Here is a 14,354-nt window from a genome sequence, read left to right on the forward strand (position 1 = left end):
CAGAAAATTACAACAAAGGCATGCGCTGCGTAATTTTTGAACAGACGGTCAAATCCGGTTTTCGCCTGCCATAAACGATTTCACCGCCATGCACTTGATACAAAAATGCAAATCCGCTCTAGCTCAGAGCAGTCTCCCACAGCCACGTTACGGACGGAAAACATGATCTTCGCATCAGACAATTGGGCCGGCGCCCATCCGAAGGTGGCCGCGCGCCTGCAGGCCAGCACAGCGGGCTTCAGCCGCGCCTATGGCGACGGCGATCTCGATCGCGCCGTCTATGAGCGCTTCGGCCAGGTCTTCGAGCGCGAGGTCGCCGTCTTCTTCGTCGCCACAGGCACGGCCGCCAACTCGCTGTCGCTCGCCGTCTACGGTAAGCCGGGCGGTATCGCCTTCGGCCATCGCGAGGCTCACATCATCGAGGACGAATGCGGCGCGCCGGAGTTCCTTGGATCAGGCTCGCGCCTTCATGCCGTCGATGGCCCGCTCGGGCGCATCGACACCGCCAATCTCGACCGCGCCGTCAGCCGTTTCGCCTGGGAGAACATCCATGGCGGCCGCGCAACCGCGATCTCGATCACCCAGGCGACCGAGGTCGGCACCGTCTACGGCCTCGACCAGATTTCCGAGGTGTCGGCCGTCGCCAAGCGCCACGGCCTGCCGCTGCACATGGACGGCGCGCGCTTTGCCAATGCACTGGTGTCGCTCGACGCCACGCCTGCCGAGATGACCTGGAAGCGCGGCGTCGACATCGTCTCCTTCGGCGGCACCAAGAACGGCTGCTGGTGCGCGGAAGCGATCGTCATGTTCGACCTCGACCGCGCCAAGGACATGCACTTCCTGCGCAAGCGCTCGGCCCAGCTGTTCTCCAAGGCGCGTTTCATCTCGGCCCAGTTCGAGGCCTATTTCGAAGACGGGCTGTGGCTGGAGACGGCCCGCCACGCCAATGCCATGTCGGCCAGGCTGGCGGAGACGATCGAAAGCTCGCCCGTCGCCCGCCTCGGCTGGCAGCCCGAGGCCAACGAGGTCTTCGCCATCATCAACAAGGACGTAGCCAAGAAGGCCCAGGCTGCCGGCGCGGTCTTCTATGAATGGCACGTGCCGGCGTCGCTTGCCGGCAAGGTCCAGGAAAACGAGGCGCTCTATCGCTTCGTCACGTCCTTTGCCACGTCGGCCGAAGACGTCAGCCGCTTCGGCGATCTTCTCCGCTCCTGACAATATGAAAAAGGCGGCACCCGAGGGCGCCGCCTTTTCTCCTTGGGAGGAGCTGTCTGCTTTAGTTGACCGTATTGGTCTCGATCTGCTTGGCCTTGGCGGCCGCGGCAGTGATCTCGATCTTGCGGGGCTTGTGCTCTTCGGGAATGTTGCGCTTCAGGTCGATGTGCAACAGGCCGTTCTTGAGATTGGCGCCTACGACCTCGACATGGTCGGCAAGCTGGAAGCGGCGCTCGAAGGCACGCGAGGCGATGCCGCGATAAAGCAGCTCCGAGCCTTCGCCGGCACCTTCAGTGCCACGCTCGCCCTTGACCGTCAGCACGTTGCGATGGGCTTCGATCGAAATGTCGGTTTCCGAGAAGCCGGCAACCGCCATGCTGATGCGGTAGGCATCCTCGCCGGTGCGCTCGATGTTGTAGGGTGGATAGCTGGTGCCGCCTTCGGGCTGGCTGAGGCCGTCGAGCATGCCGAACAGGCGATCGAAACCAACGGTTGAGCGATAGAGCGGGGAAAAATCGACTTGACGCATGGTGTTCTCCAGTGAGCAACAAAGTTTGCGTATGACCCGTGCCGGCACCCTTTCTGGCGTCCCGGCGGTGGTCAGCGGCCCCGTATTGGGCGCCGCAGGAGACATTTGGGGGTGCCCCAAAGCCATTTCAAGACGTTGCGACCAGAGGTTTTCCGGCGGCCATTTATGAACCGAAAATGAACCGCCCCTTCGGCATCCGTTCAGGCCGGGCGGCTTAGAGTGCACCCAAGTTCAGACAAGGGCGGCGCCGAGAGCCCCGCCCATAAGGCCGAACCGGGTTGTAACGTCCCTTCCTCCCGGATCGACAGAGGCCGGAGGCAAACCGCAAGTTGCCTCCGGCCTCATAGTTTGCGGCCACCGTCACAGCGCCGCGCATCCTTTCGGACGCTCCCACACTGTGAACTGGATGCCCGCCCGCGTCGGAATTCCTTTGATTTTCGCAGCCACCCTTTCTATCACCCTCAGTTGTAGCCTGATCCCCGGCAGCGAGTTCCGAAGCGCCTGATGACGGACCTGTTCCACGAAATCCCCGGCAATCCGGTTCCCGAACGCGCCAAGACCGGCGACTTCACCGCCCATGACGGCAAGCGCCTGCGCTACGCCCTGTTCCCGGCGACCAACCAGCCCTTCAAGGGCACGGTGATCCTGCTCAACGGCCGCAACGAGTGCATCGAGAAATATTTCGAGACTGTCCGCGATCTCACGGTGCGCGGGCATGCCGTGGCGACGTTCGACTGGCGCGGCCAGGGTGCTTCCGAGCGGCTGCTGCGCGATGGCCATCGTGGCTACGTCAAGAGTTTCGACCACTACGTCCGCGACCTCGAGGCCTTCTTCGAGCAAATCGTCCTGCCCGACTGCCGCGGCCCGTTTTTCGTGCTCGCCCATTCGAGCGGCGCATTGATCGCCCTGCTTGCGGCACCCGTCATGGCCAACCGCGTCCAGCGTATGGTGCTCGTCGCCCCGTTCATGTCGGTGGTTGGCGCGCCCCTGTCGATGAAAGCCATCAAGCGCATCACGACCTTGCTCTGCTGGCTGGGCCTGGGACGCCTCTACGCCGCCTGGGGGCCAAGGCCGCGCGAGGGCACGCCCTTTGCGATCAACAAGCTGACCAGCGACGAGCGCCGCTACCGCCGCAACATCCTGCTCTATGAGACCTATCCGACGCTTTCAGTCGGCGGCCCCACGGTCGCCTGGCTGCGCGCTGCGGCCAAAGCGTCGGAAACGGTGCGCGATCCAGCCTTCATCGCAGCCCTCAAGGTGCCGATGCTGATCGTCACTGCCGGGGCCGACGAGGTGGTGGCGACAAGGGATATCGAGGCTTATGCCCGCAACACGCGGGCCGCGTCGCTGCTCACCATCGACGGCTCCCGCCACGAGATACTGCAGGAAGCCGACATCTATCGCGAGCAGCTGATCGCCGCCTTCGAGGCCTTCATCCCTGGAACGCCGGCACTGGTAGACGACGACAACGACTGAAAGCCCGCAGCCGGCCGCACCCCGGCCGCAGCCGGCTCAGCCTGCCAGCACCGCCATCGCCGCCTTGTGCAACTCAGGCGTCGCCGCCGCGATGATGTCGCCGCCATTCTCCGCTGGCCCGCCGTCGAAGGTGGTGACGATGCCGCCGGCCTGCTCGATGATCGGGATCAGGGCCACGATGTCATAAGGCTTGAGGCCCGGATCGACGACGATGTCGACCTGCCCGGCGGCCACCATGGCGAAGGCGTAGCAATCGGTGCCGTAGCGCGCCAACCGCACTTTGCTCTCGAGCACGTCGTAACGCTTGCGCATCTCGCCCTTGAACAGCGACGGCGTGGTGGTGAACATCGTTGCGTCCGCAAGCGACGTCGTCTTGCGCACCGAAAGCGCGCGCGGCCCGCCCGGCCCCTCATAATGCGATCCCTTGCCGTCGGCATAAAACAGCTCACCGGTGAAGGGCTGGGACATGATACCTGCAACCGCATCGCCGTCCACCGTCAGCCCCACCAGCGTGCCCCAGACAGGCAGGCCGGAAATGAAGGCACGGGTGCCGTCGATCGGGTCGATCACCCAGACATGGCTGTTGCCGGTGTTTTCGCTGCCATGCTCCTCACCGAGGATGCCATGATCGGGGAATTCAGCGTTGATCAGCGCACGGATGGCGCGTTCTGCCTCCTGGTCGGCCTCGGTGACCGGATCGAAACCGCTGGCGAGCTTGTTTTCCACCGCCGACAGGCGGCGAAAGCGCGGCAGCGTCTCGGCTGCTGCGGCACGTGCGATCCGTCGCATGAACTCGGCTTCGACCATCATTCACCCCCAATGCCTGACGCATGTCTTGCTGTTGCGTGGATGACACGCCCAGCACCGCGTCGGCAATAGCCACATCACCATGAATTAAAAAAGCCCGAAGCGCCTTGACTTTTGTGCACCGCACAATAATCTCGAAGTCGGACAGGATTTGTCCTGTCCATGCCCTCCTTGGGCGTTTCCTCCCTAGACTTCGACCGCTCTCCGGAGCGGTCTTTTTTTTAGCGGGTTCAGCGGCTTACCTATTCCGCTGCAGCCTATTCGGCAGCCAATGGCAGGTCGAGGAAATGATGGTCCGGCAAGGCCATCAGATCGGCGGAAAACCGCGCCAGATCGTTTGCCAGCGCATCGAACCCCTGGGATTTCTGCAGCGTGCGCTCATCCATGTAGAGGCCGCGATTGATCTCGATCTGCAGCGCATGCAGGTTGCGCGCCGGCCGCCCGTAATGCTCGGTGATGAAGCCCCCGGCATAGGGCCTGTTGTGCGCCACGGAATAACCCATCGCTGCAAGCAGGCTGATCGCGCATTGCGAAAGGGCCGATGTGGCCGAGGTGCCGAAGCGGTCGCCGACGATGAAGTCGGGCCGCATGCCGCTTTCGCCGATGCGGATCGAAGCCGGCATCGAGTGACAATCGACCAGGACGGCATAGCCGAAGCGCGCATGGGTGCGCGTCACAAGCCGCTTCAGCGCCTCGTGATAGGGTTTGTAGACGCATTCGATGCGCCCCACCGCCTCCGACAGCGGCAACCGGCCAGAATAGATGTCGAGCCCCTCGCCCACCAGCTTTGGCACCGTGCCGAGCCCCCCGGCGACACGCGCCGAGCGGATGTTGGCGAATGGCGGCACCGGCTCGGCGAACATTCGGGGGTCGAGTTCCCACGGCTCGCGGTTCACGTCGAGATAGGCACGGGGGAAATGCGCCGTCAGCATCGGCGCGCCGAGAGTTACGGCAGCACCGAACAGCTCGTCGACATAACAATCCTCGGACCGCCGGATCGCCATGGAATCGAGCTTGGACATGGCAAGGAAGCGTTCGGGATAGCAGCGGCCGCTATGCGGCGAATTGAACACGAATGGCACACGCTGCTCGGCGCTCGTCCGGACCTCGAACGGGGGCAGCACCGAGAAATCTTCGGCTGGGGTCATCTTGCCTGAACGACCTGCGGGCGACGCTTGTTCATTGAATGAAATTGCCACCTGCGTGAGTTCGTGTCCAGCGTTGCGCGGCGGCATCGCAAAGCCCGGCCCGTGCCGCGGTGTCAGCCATTGCGGGCGGCATTCACTTGATGTTTACCGTCCCGGACTCATATAGAAGATGGTTAACGAAGCCCCTGCTGGGGGGCGGCTTCGACCGCTGATTCGGACGGGATACTGATGGCACGCATTCTTCTGGCAGAAGACGACGACGACATGCGTCGCTTCCTGGTCAAGGCGCTGGAACGCGCCGGCTACCAGGTGAGCGATTTCGACAATGGCGCAAGCGCTTACGAGCGGCTGCGCGAGGAACCCTTTTCGCTGCTCCTGACCGACATCGTCATGCCGGAAATGGACGGCATCGAGCTGGCGCGCCGCGCCACCGAGATCGATCCAGATCTCAAGGTGATGTTCATCACCGGCTTTGCCGCAGTGGCGCTCAATCCCGATTCGAAGGCACCGCGCGACGCCAAGGTGCTGTCGAAGCCGTTCCACCTGCGCGATCTCGTCAACGAGGTCGAAAAGATGCTGCACGCCGCCTGAGGCTGCACTCGAGAAAAGAGATTCGCTCCCTGCGCGGGGCGATTCTTGCTTTGCCGGCGCCGTATCGCCCTTTCGCACCCTGTGCCGCGTGCGGCGCAGCGCCATCTTCCCCAGCGTCTACCGGGGTTTTGAACAAAGGCGCAAATTTCCGTCAAACACGCTATTGACGCGCCGGATCAAAAATGGTGTATCCGCCCCATCGGATGGGCGTGTAGCTCAGCGGGAGAGCACTGCATTGACATTGCAGGGGTCACAGGTTCAATCCCTGTCACGCCCACCATCCAAATCAAGCACTTAGATGCAAAGATGCCAAGCGCCCGGCAGGTTCGACAAACCTCCGCAGGCGCTTTTGTCATGTCCGCAATTGAATCGGACCGTGCTCCTGCGGCTGCGTTTCCCAGTGCCCGCTGATGCAGCGATCTCGCCTGACGGTGGGGTCGCAAGCCTGCGGATGACGCCGTCATACCACTGACACGTGCACGCAAGACAACCGCGCCGCACGGCAAGCGGAAGGCAACACAATGGCAGAGATCATTTTCCTGCACGGCGCATCGAGCAGCGGAAAATCCACCATCGCGCGGGCTTTGCAGGCCCGCATCGAAAAGCCGTTCTGGCATATCTCGATCGATCATCTGCGCGACTCAGGCGTTCTTCCGCTGGGCCGTTTCCGCAATGGGGACTTCGTCTGGGCCGATGCCAGAAAGGCGTTCTTCGACGGGTTCCACGCGTCGCTTGCCGCTTATGCCGACGCCGGCAACAACCTGATCCTCGAGCACATTCTGGATACGGAGGGGTGGCTCGAAGTGCTTTCCAGCTCCTTAGAGCGCCACGACGTGTTCTTCGTCGCCGTGCATTGCCCGCTCGACCTGCTGATCGAGCGCGAAGCGGCACGCGGCGACCGGCCGCTCGGCAGCGCCAGACGCGACCACGAAACGATCCATGCCGGCAAGACTTATGACCTGGAACTGAACACGACTGACGGCACGGATGCCAATGTCGAGACGGTGCTCAAGGCCTGGCGCGAGACACGCCGCTCGTCGAGCTTCAGCCGTCACAGGGGCCGGGCCGGGCTTGAGCTTACCGCTCGGCCAAGCTGACACCGGCGACAGGAATTACCTGCCGGTACCAGCTTTTTCCAGTGCATCTCAGTCCCTCGTCCCGCAGGGCGCGCACATGCGCTCCAGCCAGTCGAGATCGTCGCCGGCAAGCTGGCCTCTCAGGGCCGTGCGAACCGTTGCGTGGTAGCTGTCGAGCCAGGCGGTCTCGCCGGGAGACAGCAGGGAAATGTCGGCGAGGCGCAAATCGATGGGCACGAGCGTCAGCGAGCGGAAGCTCAGGAAGTCACCGCCGGCATCGACCACCTCGACCTGATTTTCCAGGCGGATGCCGTATTCGCCTGCTTTGTAGTAGCCGGGTTCGATGGTCGTCACCATGCCGGCCTTGAGCTCGATCTCGTTGACCCGCCGGTCGAAGCGCTGCGGCTGCTCGTGCACTGACAGGAAATGGCCGACGCCATGGCCGGTGCCATGGTCGTAGTCGAGGCCGAGGTCCCACAGGGGACGTCGCGCAAAGGCATCGACGTGATGGCCGAAGGTGCCAGCTGGGAATTTCAGCGTCAGCATCGAGATCAGCCCCTTGAGCACCGCCGTGTAGGCGCGGCGGATCTCGTCGCTGACGGGCGCAAGGGCCGTGGTGCGGGTGGCGTCGGTGGTGCCGGTCAGATATTGCCCGCCGGAATCGAGCAGGTAGACTCCCTCGGGCGTGATCGCGGCGTTGCTCACGGCTGTCGCATTGTAGTGGCACATGGCGGCATGGCCCGCCGAGGCGGAGATGGTGCGGAAGCTCGGCTCGACGAACAGCCTGTTGTCGCGGCGATACGCGAGGATGCGCTCCTCGGCTTCGAGTTCGGTCACCGGCATGCCTTGTGCCGCGCGCGTTGCGCCATAACGGTCGAGCCACGCAAGGAAACGCACCCAGGCAGCGCCGTCCTGGCGGTGGCAGTCGCGGAAGCCCTGCAACTCGATGGGGTTCTTCTCCATCTTGGCAAGCGTCACCGGACTGCGGGCGAGCTTGACCTCCCCGCCCCCATCGCGTGCCGCGTGGGCCACCGCCGACGGCGCGAAACCCGGATCGACAAGCGCTGTCTGTCCTTTCGCAAAGGCCGCGACGCGTTCGAGCAGGCGTGCCGGCTCAGCCATCTCGACGCCGTCGAGTTCGAAGCCGGAGAGATCGTTCGGCAGTTTGCGATGGTCGACCAGCCACTCGGTGCGACCGGCCTTGTCGATGATCAGGAAGGAATGCGGCATCGGGTTGAAGGCCACGTCGCGGCCGCGCACGTTGAGCAGCCAGGAAATGTTGTCGGGCTGCGCCTCGACCAGGAAGTCGGCGCCCTGGGCCGCGACCAGCGCGGCGATGCGGCGCTTCTTGTCAGCGACACTTTCACCCGCATAGTCGCGGCCGAAGGCCATAACCGGGCCGAGCGGCTTCTCCGGCTGCTTCGTCCAGATCGTGTCGACGAGATCGCCTGAAATCGCAACCCAAGCTCCGCCGGCGGACTCGGCCGCCTGGCCGCAATCCCGGTCCCAGGTCGAGGGCAGCAGCATCGGGTTGAAGCCGACGCGTTCGCCCTTGCGCAGGTTCTTGCGCAGCCAGTCCTTGAGCGGCGCGTCGTAGAAATGCTCGATGGCGAAGCTGTCGAGATCGATCTCCTCGCGCACCTGCACCTGGTAGCGCCCGTCGACGAAGATCGCGGCGCGGTCGCGCATGACGATCGCCACGCCGGCCGAACCGGTGAAGCCGGTGACATGGGCAAGCCGGCAATCATGCGGCGCGCAATATTCGCTCTGGTGCTCGTCGAAGCGCGGCACGACATAGCCGTCGAGCCCCTGCGCGGCGATTTCCCGGCGAAGCGCCTCTATGCGGCGGGATTGCTCCTGCCTTTCGGTCGATGTCATCTTGGATGTCCTGGTGGTCGGCGCGTTACGCGGCTGTGATGGTTTCGGCAAAATGGCAGGCTGCCATGCCCGCGCCCATAGGGCGCAGGACAGGCTTGTCGATGCGGCAGCGTTCGGCGGCATGCGGGCAGCGGACGTGGAACGGGCACCCCTTGGGAATGTCGAGCGGGCTCGGCAATTCACCCGACAGTGCCGGCGCCCTGTTCCGCTCGGTCGGGTCGAGCGAAGGGGCCGCCGCCAGCAGCGCCTTGGAATAGGGATGCAGCGGCCGCGAGAACAGCGCTTCCGAGGGCCCGATCTCAACGATGGCACCGAGATAAATCACCGCGACGCGGTGCGAGACATGGCGCACCAGCCTGAGGTCATGGGCGACGAACAGCACGGTGAGCCCGAGAGTATCCTGCAACTCCAGCAGCAGGTTCACCACCTGCGCCTGGACCGAGACGTCGAGCGCCGAGACCAGCTCGTCGGCGACGAGGCAGACAGGTTCGAGCGCAAGCGCCCGAGCGATGCCGATGCGCTGGCGCTGGCCGCCGGAGAATTCGTGCGGGAACTTGTCCGCCGCGCCCTCGGGCAGGCGCACGAGGTCGAGCAGTTCATCGATGCGCCTGTCGATCGCCTGCCCCTCGCGCATGCGATGCACCGTGAGCGCCTCGCGCAGCGTGTCGCGCACGGTCATTCGCGGGTTGAGTGAGGTGTAAGGATCCTGGAACATCATCTGGACGCGCTTGTTGAAGGCGCGACGCTTCGGGCCTGTCAGGCCAACCACACTTTCACCCTCGAACAGGATGTCGCCCCCCGACGGCCGGTGCAGGCCGGCGATGCAGCGTGCCAGGGTCGACTTGCCACAACCGGATTCACCGACGATGCCGAGCGTCTCGGCCGACATCACGTCGAGGTCGACGCCGTTCAGCGCCGAAACCACCTGCCGTGGCCGGCGGGCGATGGTGTCGGACAGCGAGCGCGGCTTTTCGAACCGCATCGAAAGGTCCCGGATGGAAAGCAGCGGTTCGACGGTTGGGTTGACCACGGTCATTGCGCCGCCTCCTGCGGGCTGAAATGTGCCAGCGCGTCGGCCAGCCGGTGGCAGGCCACCATCCGCGCTGGCCCCGCCGATTTCAGCTGCGGACGGACATCGGGACATTCGGTTCCGGCCACCGGGCAGCGCACCGTGAAGGCGCAACCTGATGGCAGGGCGTTGAGCGACGGCGGCGCGCCGGGGATCGAATAGAGCGGCGTGCGCGGTGCAACGTTGCGCGGGATCGAGCGCAGCAGCCCAAGTGAATAGGGATGGCGGGCGTCGCCGATCACGTCAGTCGTCGGCCCCATCTCGCAGAGCCGCCCGCCATACATCACCGCCACGCGGTCGCAGGTCTGCGCCACCACGCCCATGTCGTGAGTGACGAGGATGACGGCCATGCCGAGGTCGCGGCTGAGGGACTGGATCAGGCGCAGGATCTGGTCCTGGATGGTGACGTCGAGCGCGGTCGTCGGCTCGTCGGCCAACAGCAGCGACGGATTGGAGGCAAGTGCGATGGCGATCATCACACGCTGGCGCATGCCGCCCGAGAATTCATGCGGATAATCGCCGAGCCGGCTGCGCGCGGCGGGAATACCGACCATGTCGAGCAGCTCGACCGCTCTCGCTGTGCGTGCTGCTGCATCGAGAGTGGTGTGCGCCGCGAGGTTCTCCGAAATCTGCAGGCCCACCGTCAGGAGCGGGTTGAGCGACGACATCGGCTCCTGGAAGATCATCGCGATCTCGCGGCCGCGCACCTTGCGCATCTCCGCTTCGTCGAGCGGTACAAGATCCCTGCCCTTCCACAGGATCTCGCCGGCGACTCGGCCGCGCGGCCTGACAATGCCGAGGATCGAGCGCAGCGTGATGCTCTTGCCCGAGCCGGACTCGCCGACGAGGCCTAAGATTTCGCCGGCCTTGACGTCGAAGGAGACGCCATCCACCGCAACAAGCGGCCGCTCGCGCGAACCGAATTCGGTCCTGAGGCCGTGCACTTCGAGGACTGTTTCAGTCTTGGTCATGTCAGCGCCCCTTCGGCCGGAGCAGGTCGGCGAGTGCATCGCCGAGCAGGCTGAAGCCGAGGCCGGTCAGCACGATGGCGATACCGGGCATCAGGCTCATCCACCATGCAGTGAGCAGGAAGTTGCGTCCCTCCGAGATGAGAACGCCCCACTCTGCAGCCGGCGGCTGGGCGCCGAGGCCGAGATAGCCGAGCGACGAGCCGAGCAGGATGGCGAGCGCCATGTCGGTCATCCAATAGACAATGATAGGCGAGCTGGCGTTGGGCAGCAGGTGGCGGAAGATGATCCGCCGGTCGGAATAGCCGAGCACCCTGCCCGCGGCGGCATAGTCGCTCGACTTCTGCGTCATGATCTCGGCACGCGTCAGCCGGGCGTAATAGACCCAGTTTACCGCCGTGATGGCGATGTACATGTTGACCAGTCCTGGCCCGAGCACGGCGACGATAGCGATGACCAGCACCAGGAACGGGAAGGTGATGACAGCGTCGACGCAGCGGCCGAAAATGGTGTCGGCGAGGCCGCCATAATAGCCGACGAAGGCGCCGACGGTGACGCCGATCAGCAATGCGAAAATGGTGGCCAGGAAGGCCATCTGCATGTCCACGCGATAGGCCCAGATGACGCGAGAAAGCACGTCGCGACCGAAATTGTCGGTGCCGAACGGGTGCGCCAGGCTTGGTCCCTGCTGCATGGCATTCATGTCGAAGGCGAGAGGATCGTAGGGCGCGAATAGCTGAGGAAACAGGGCGAGCACGATCGATGCCGCGATGATGGCGAAGCCCACGACGAAAGCCGGCCGTGCGAAGGCGCGGCGCAGGAAGGCACCGAGGCGGCCCGGACGCGGGCGGGAATGGACAACGGCGCTCATGACTGGCGAAGCCTCGGGTCGAGCCAGGACTGCACCACGTCGGTCAACAGGAAGACGACGGAGACGAGCACGGCGAAAGTCAGCGTCAGCCCCTGGATCAGCGGATAGTCGCGGGCGAAGATCGCCTCGAGCATCAGCCGGCCGACGCCTGGGATGGCAAAGACAGTCTCGGTGACCAGCGTGCCGCTCATCAAGTTGCCGATGGACAGGCCGAGCAGCGTGATGGTCGACACCAGCGCGTTGCGCAGCACGTGCCTTGTCATGATGATGCGCGGTGACAGCCCCTTGGCGCGGGCAAACTGCACATAGTCGGCGTCGAGCACCTCGATCAGCGACGCCCGGAGATTCCGGAGAATGATCGCCGACGTGTAGAGCGCAATGCTGAGTGCCGGCAGCATCAGGTGATGGAGATTGTCGAGGAAGCTCTCGCCATAGCCGCCGACCGGAAACCAGCGCAGCTGCGCGGCAAGCACGGTGAGCAGCAGAAGCCCGATGTAGAACACCGGCATCGACAGCCCGACCTGGAAGACGCTGCGGATGGCGACATCGGTGGCACTGTTGACCCGCGACGCCGCGAGGAACGCCAGCGGCCCGGCCAGCAGGATGGCGAGCGCAACCGCATAGAGCGACAGGAACACCGTGGTCGGCAGCCGGCTCAGGATCACCTCGGTCACGGGCGCCTTCATCATGATCGAGCGGCCGAGATCGCCCGTCAGGGTGTTCTTGACGAAAACCACGAACTGCATCGGCAGCGGCTGGTCGAGGCCGAGATTGTGGCGGATCTGCTCGATCTGCGCGTCGGTCGCCTTGGCATCGGCCATGGCGATGGCGGGATCGCCGGGAAGCAGGCGCACGAGCAGGAAGATGAAGACCATGACCAGAAGGAAGGTCGGGATGATCTGCAGCAGCCGCGCCAGAAGATAGGACAAAGAGGGCATAGGCCTGGCCTTCGAGAAAGGCGCGCCGGACGGGGTCACCCGCCCGGCGCGTAGCGGTCACGCTTGGGTTACTTGGCGCGCCAGGTCTCGGCGAAGTCGTTGGCGCCGAGCGGCGTCTGCACGTAGCCCTCGACTGACTTCGACACGGCAACCGCAAAGGGCGTCTCATAGAGGAACAGCAGCGGCGCGTTCTCGGCGTAGATCTCCTGCATGCGCTTGTATTCTTCCTTGCGCTTGGCCGGATCGACCTCCGAGTTCGAAGCCTCGAACAGCTTGTTGAACTCGTCGTTGTTCCAGCCGGTGCCGACGGCCTGGCGCTGCTTGTAGTAGCCGAGCCAGCCGGTGACCTGGGCTGGGTCGTTGACGTCGTTGGCCCAGCCATAGGTGTGAATGTCGAACTCGCCCGAGCGGTTCTTGGCGCCGCGGGTCGGGTTGTCGACCTGCTCGACGGCCAGGTTGACGCCGAGCGGCGACCACATCTGCTGCAGCGCGGTGAACAGCGTGGCGTCGTCGGCACTGCCGGCAAGCGTGGTGAACTTGATGTTCAGCCCGCCATCGACCCCGGCCTCGGCCAGAAGCTGCTTGGCCTTTTCGGGATTATAGGGGTAGAGCGGCTCGGGGCCGTAATGCAGTTGCGTGGCCGCCGACATCAGCGAGGTCATCGGTTTGCCGGTGTCGAAGGTCACCAGCTTGAGCAGCATGCTCTTGTCGGTGGCGTAGTTCAGCGCCTGGCGCACCTTGACGTCGGCGAGCGGGTTCTTCGACCCGTCCTTCAGCGTTTCGCGGGTGTTGATCGGCGCGTAGATGATGCGGGTCGACGGGAACAGCTCCATCTTCAGCTTGGCGTCGTTGCGCAGCTCGCCGACGCGGGCGAAGGGAATGAACTCGGCGACATCGACTTCGCCGGCCTGCAGCTTGAGGATGCGGGTGGCGTCATCGGGGATGACGACGAAGTCGACCTCGTCGAGATAGGGCAGCGCCTTGCCGTCTTCGCCCTGGCGCCAGTAGTTCGGATTCTTGGCAAAGCTCATGCCGGTGCCGGCCTGGCGGCTCTTCATGGTGAAGGGGCCCGAGGTGACCGGATTGTTCTCGAAATAGGCCTTGGCCTTTTCCTGGTCGTTGGCCCCAGCTGCCTTTTCGAATGCGGCCTTGGAAACGATGCCGGTGTTGAAGGTGGCGAGAATCGAGGGGATCGTGGGGTCAGGCTGCTTTAGCGACAGCGTCACCTTGCCGCCGTCAGCCGTCACCTTCTCGACCGAGCCGAGCAGGCCGGCCCAGGGACCGTCGGGGTTGCGGGCACGGTCGAGCGAGAACACCACGTCGTCGCCCGACATCGGCGAGCCGTCGGAGAATTTCAGGCCGTCGCGCAGCTTGAGCGAGATCGACTTGCCGTCGGCAGCAACCTCGTAGGTTTCGGCCAATCCAGGCACGATCGAGCCGTCGGGACCGTTGCGCAGCAGCGTCTCGTAGAGGCTGGTGATCAGCCACAGGTCCGGATTGCGGTCGGCCCAGACAGGGTCGATGATCTGCGAGTCGTCATAGCGGGCGAAGGTCACGGCGCCGCCGCGATCGAGCGCCATCGCCGAGGTGGCCGCCAGTCCGAGCGCGGCGCCGAGCAGCATCGGCAACATATGTTTCATGTGTTTCTCCTCCTGTTTGGCCCCACCGGGCTATGCCGGCAATTCGTCTCGGTGCGCAGTTTGGATATTTTATCCAATTTTTTCGGACGCTTTTTCTTTGCGTCCGGGCCGCCCCGAGGGCATTGTTTATTTCCCCTTCAGTCGGCGG

General features: G+C 64.2%; 13 protein-coding genes and 1 tRNA gene. 5 read left to right on the forward strand and 9 right to left on the reverse strand.

The genetic code is table 11. The annotated features are described in order from the left end of the window. Window positions 1-162: 162 nt before the first annotated feature. Complete coding sequence (locus B015_RS0119105; protein WP_018429343.1) at window positions 163-1,215, forward strand: low specificity L-threonine aldolase; 1,053 nt, start codon at window positions 163-165, stop codon at window positions 1,213-1,215. A 61-nt stretch (window positions 1,216-1,276) separates the two neighbouring features. Here B015_RS0119105 and B015_RS0119110 read toward each other — a convergent pair whose 3' ends face one another. Continuing rightward, window positions 1,277-1,744 (reverse strand): Hsp20 family protein, encoded by a 468-nt coding sequence (locus tag B015_RS0119110; protein ID WP_018429344.1) that lies wholly within the window; start codon window positions 1,742-1,744, stop codon window positions 1,277-1,279. A 504-nt stretch (window positions 1,745-2,248) separates the two neighbouring features. Between B015_RS0119110 and B015_RS0119115 the strand changes: the two genes are divergently transcribed. Continuing rightward, window positions 2,249-3,220, forward strand: a complete 972-nt coding sequence (locus B015_RS0119115) for an alpha/beta hydrolase (RefSeq protein WP_018429345.1) — start codon at window positions 2,249-2,251, stop codon at window positions 3,218-3,220. A gap of 36 nt (window positions 3,221-3,256) precedes the next feature. Here the strand turns inward: B015_RS0119115 and hisN are convergent, their stop codons facing one another. Then, a complete protein-coding gene (gene hisN, locus B015_RS0119120; protein WP_018429346.1) occupies window positions 3,257-4,030 on the reverse strand; it encodes a histidinol-phosphatase in 774 nt (257 codons plus the stop codon). Between the two features lie 254 nt (window positions 4,031-4,284). Further along, on the reverse strand, window positions 4,285-5,175 hold the full coding sequence (locus tag B015_RS0119125; RefSeq protein WP_085941125.1) for an N-formylglutamate amidohydrolase: 891 nt from the start codon (window positions 5,173-5,175) through the stop codon (window positions 4,285-4,287). A gap of 228 nt (window positions 5,176-5,403) precedes the next feature. Here B015_RS0119125 and B015_RS0119130 point away from each other — a divergent pair, with 228 nt between their 5' ends. From B015_RS0119130 to B015_RS0119140, 3 genes are all read left to right on the forward strand, one after another. After that, window positions 5,404-5,766, forward strand: a complete 363-nt coding sequence (locus tag B015_RS0119130; RefSeq protein WP_018429348.1) for a response regulator — start codon at window positions 5,404-5,406, stop codon at window positions 5,764-5,766. Between the two features lie 205 nt (window positions 5,767-5,971). Beyond that, a tRNA-Val gene (locus B015_RS0119135) sits at window positions 5,972-6,046 on the forward strand. 241 nt (window positions 6,047-6,287) lie between these two features. After that, window positions 6,288-6,863, forward strand: coding sequence for an AAA family ATPase (locus B015_RS0119140; RefSeq protein ID WP_018429349.1), 576 nt, complete (start codon window positions 6,288-6,290; stop codon window positions 6,861-6,863). A 48-nt stretch (window positions 6,864-6,911) separates the two neighbouring features. Here the strand turns inward: B015_RS0119140 and B015_RS0119145 are convergent, their stop codons facing one another. The 6 genes from B015_RS0119145 to B015_RS0119170 all read right to left on the reverse strand — a co-directional run bounded on the left by B015_RS0119145 (window position 6,912) and on the right by B015_RS0119170 (window position 14,206). After that, window positions 6,912-8,720: an aminopeptidase P family protein gene (locus B015_RS0119145; RefSeq protein ID WP_018429350.1), complete on the reverse strand. Its 1,809-nt coding sequence runs from the start codon at window positions 8,718-8,720 to the stop codon at window positions 6,912-6,914. A gap of 25 nt (window positions 8,721-8,745) precedes the next feature. Further along, window positions 8,746-9,756 carry an ABC transporter ATP-binding protein gene (locus B015_RS0119150; protein ID WP_018429351.1) on the reverse strand — a complete coding sequence of 337 codons (1,011 nt, stop codon included), beginning with the start codon at window positions 9,754-9,756 and terminating at the stop codon, window positions 8,746-8,748. Further along, window positions 9,753-10,760, reverse strand: a complete 1,008-nt coding sequence (locus B015_RS0119155; protein WP_040456935.1) for an ABC transporter ATP-binding protein — start codon at window positions 10,758-10,760, stop codon at window positions 9,753-9,755. Before B015_RS0119155 ends, B015_RS0119150 begins: the two co-directional genes overlap by 4 nt. 1 nt (window position 10,761) lies before the next feature. After that, a complete protein-coding gene (locus B015_RS0119160) occupies window positions 10,762-11,628 on the reverse strand; it encodes an ABC transporter permease (protein WP_018429353.1) in 867 nt (288 codons plus the stop codon). After that, window positions 11,625-12,566 (reverse strand): ABC transporter permease, encoded by a 942-nt coding sequence (locus B015_RS0119165; protein WP_018429354.1) that lies wholly within the window; start codon window positions 12,564-12,566, stop codon window positions 11,625-11,627. The genes B015_RS0119160 and B015_RS0119165 overlap by 4 nt, the downstream gene beginning before the upstream one ends. A gap of 68 nt (window positions 12,567-12,634) precedes the next feature. Continuing rightward, window positions 12,635-14,206, reverse strand: coding sequence for an ABC transporter substrate-binding protein (locus tag B015_RS0119170; RefSeq protein WP_040456314.1), 1,572 nt, complete (start codon window positions 14,204-14,206; stop codon window positions 12,635-12,637). Between the last annotated feature and the right edge of the window lie 148 nt (window positions 14,207-14,354).

The organism is Hoeflea sp. 108 (genome assembly GCF_000372965.1).
Classification (GTDB): Bacteria; Pseudomonadota; Alphaproteobacteria; order Rhizobiales; family Rhizobiaceae; genus Aminobacter.

Coding starts and splice junctions, on each gene's coding strand:
- B015_RS0119125 (WP_085941125.1), bottom strand. CDS start 5,175: ATGACCCCAGCCGAAGATTTCTCGGTGCTGCCCCCGTTCGAGGTCCGG.
- B015_RS0119110 (WP_018429344.1), bottom strand. CDS start 1,744: ATGCGTCAAGTCGATTTTTCCCCGCTCTATCGCTCAACCGTTGGTTTC.
- B015_RS0119155 (WP_040456935.1), bottom strand. CDS start 10,760: ATGACCAAGACTGAAACAGTCCTCGAAGTGCACGGCCTCAGGACCGAA.
- B015_RS0119115 (WP_018429345.1), top strand. CDS start 2,249: ATGACGGACCTGTTCCACGAAATCCCCGGCAATCCGGTTCCCGAACGC.
- hisN (WP_018429346.1), bottom strand. CDS start 4,030: ATGATGGTCGAAGCCGAGTTCATGCGACGGATCGCACGTGCCGCAGCA.
- B015_RS0119170 (WP_040456314.1), bottom strand. CDS start 14,206: ATGAAACATATGTTGCCGATGCTGCTCGGCGCCGCGCTCGGACTGGCG.
- B015_RS0119130 (WP_018429348.1), top strand. CDS start 5,404: ATGGCACGCATTCTTCTGGCAGAAGACGACGACGACATGCGTCGCTTC.
- B015_RS0119160 (WP_018429353.1), bottom strand. CDS start 11,628: ATGAGCGCCGTTGTCCATTCCCGCCCGCGTCCGGGCCGCCTCGGTGCC.
- B015_RS0119140 (WP_018429349.1), top strand. CDS start 6,288: ATGGCAGAGATCATTTTCCTGCACGGCGCATCGAGCAGCGGAAAATCC.
- B015_RS0119165 (WP_018429354.1), bottom strand. CDS start 12,566: ATGCCCTCTTTGTCCTATCTTCTGGCGCGGCTGCTGCAGATCATCCCG.
- B015_RS0119105 (WP_018429343.1), top strand. CDS start 163: ATGATCTTCGCATCAGACAATTGGGCCGGCGCCCATCCGAAGGTGGCC.
- B015_RS0119145 (WP_018429350.1), bottom strand. CDS start 8,720: ATGACATCGACCGAAAGGCAGGAGCAATCCCGCCGCATAGAGGCGCTT.
- B015_RS0119150 (WP_018429351.1), bottom strand. CDS start 9,756: ATGACCGTGGTCAACCCAACCGTCGAACCGCTGCTTTCCATCCGGGAC.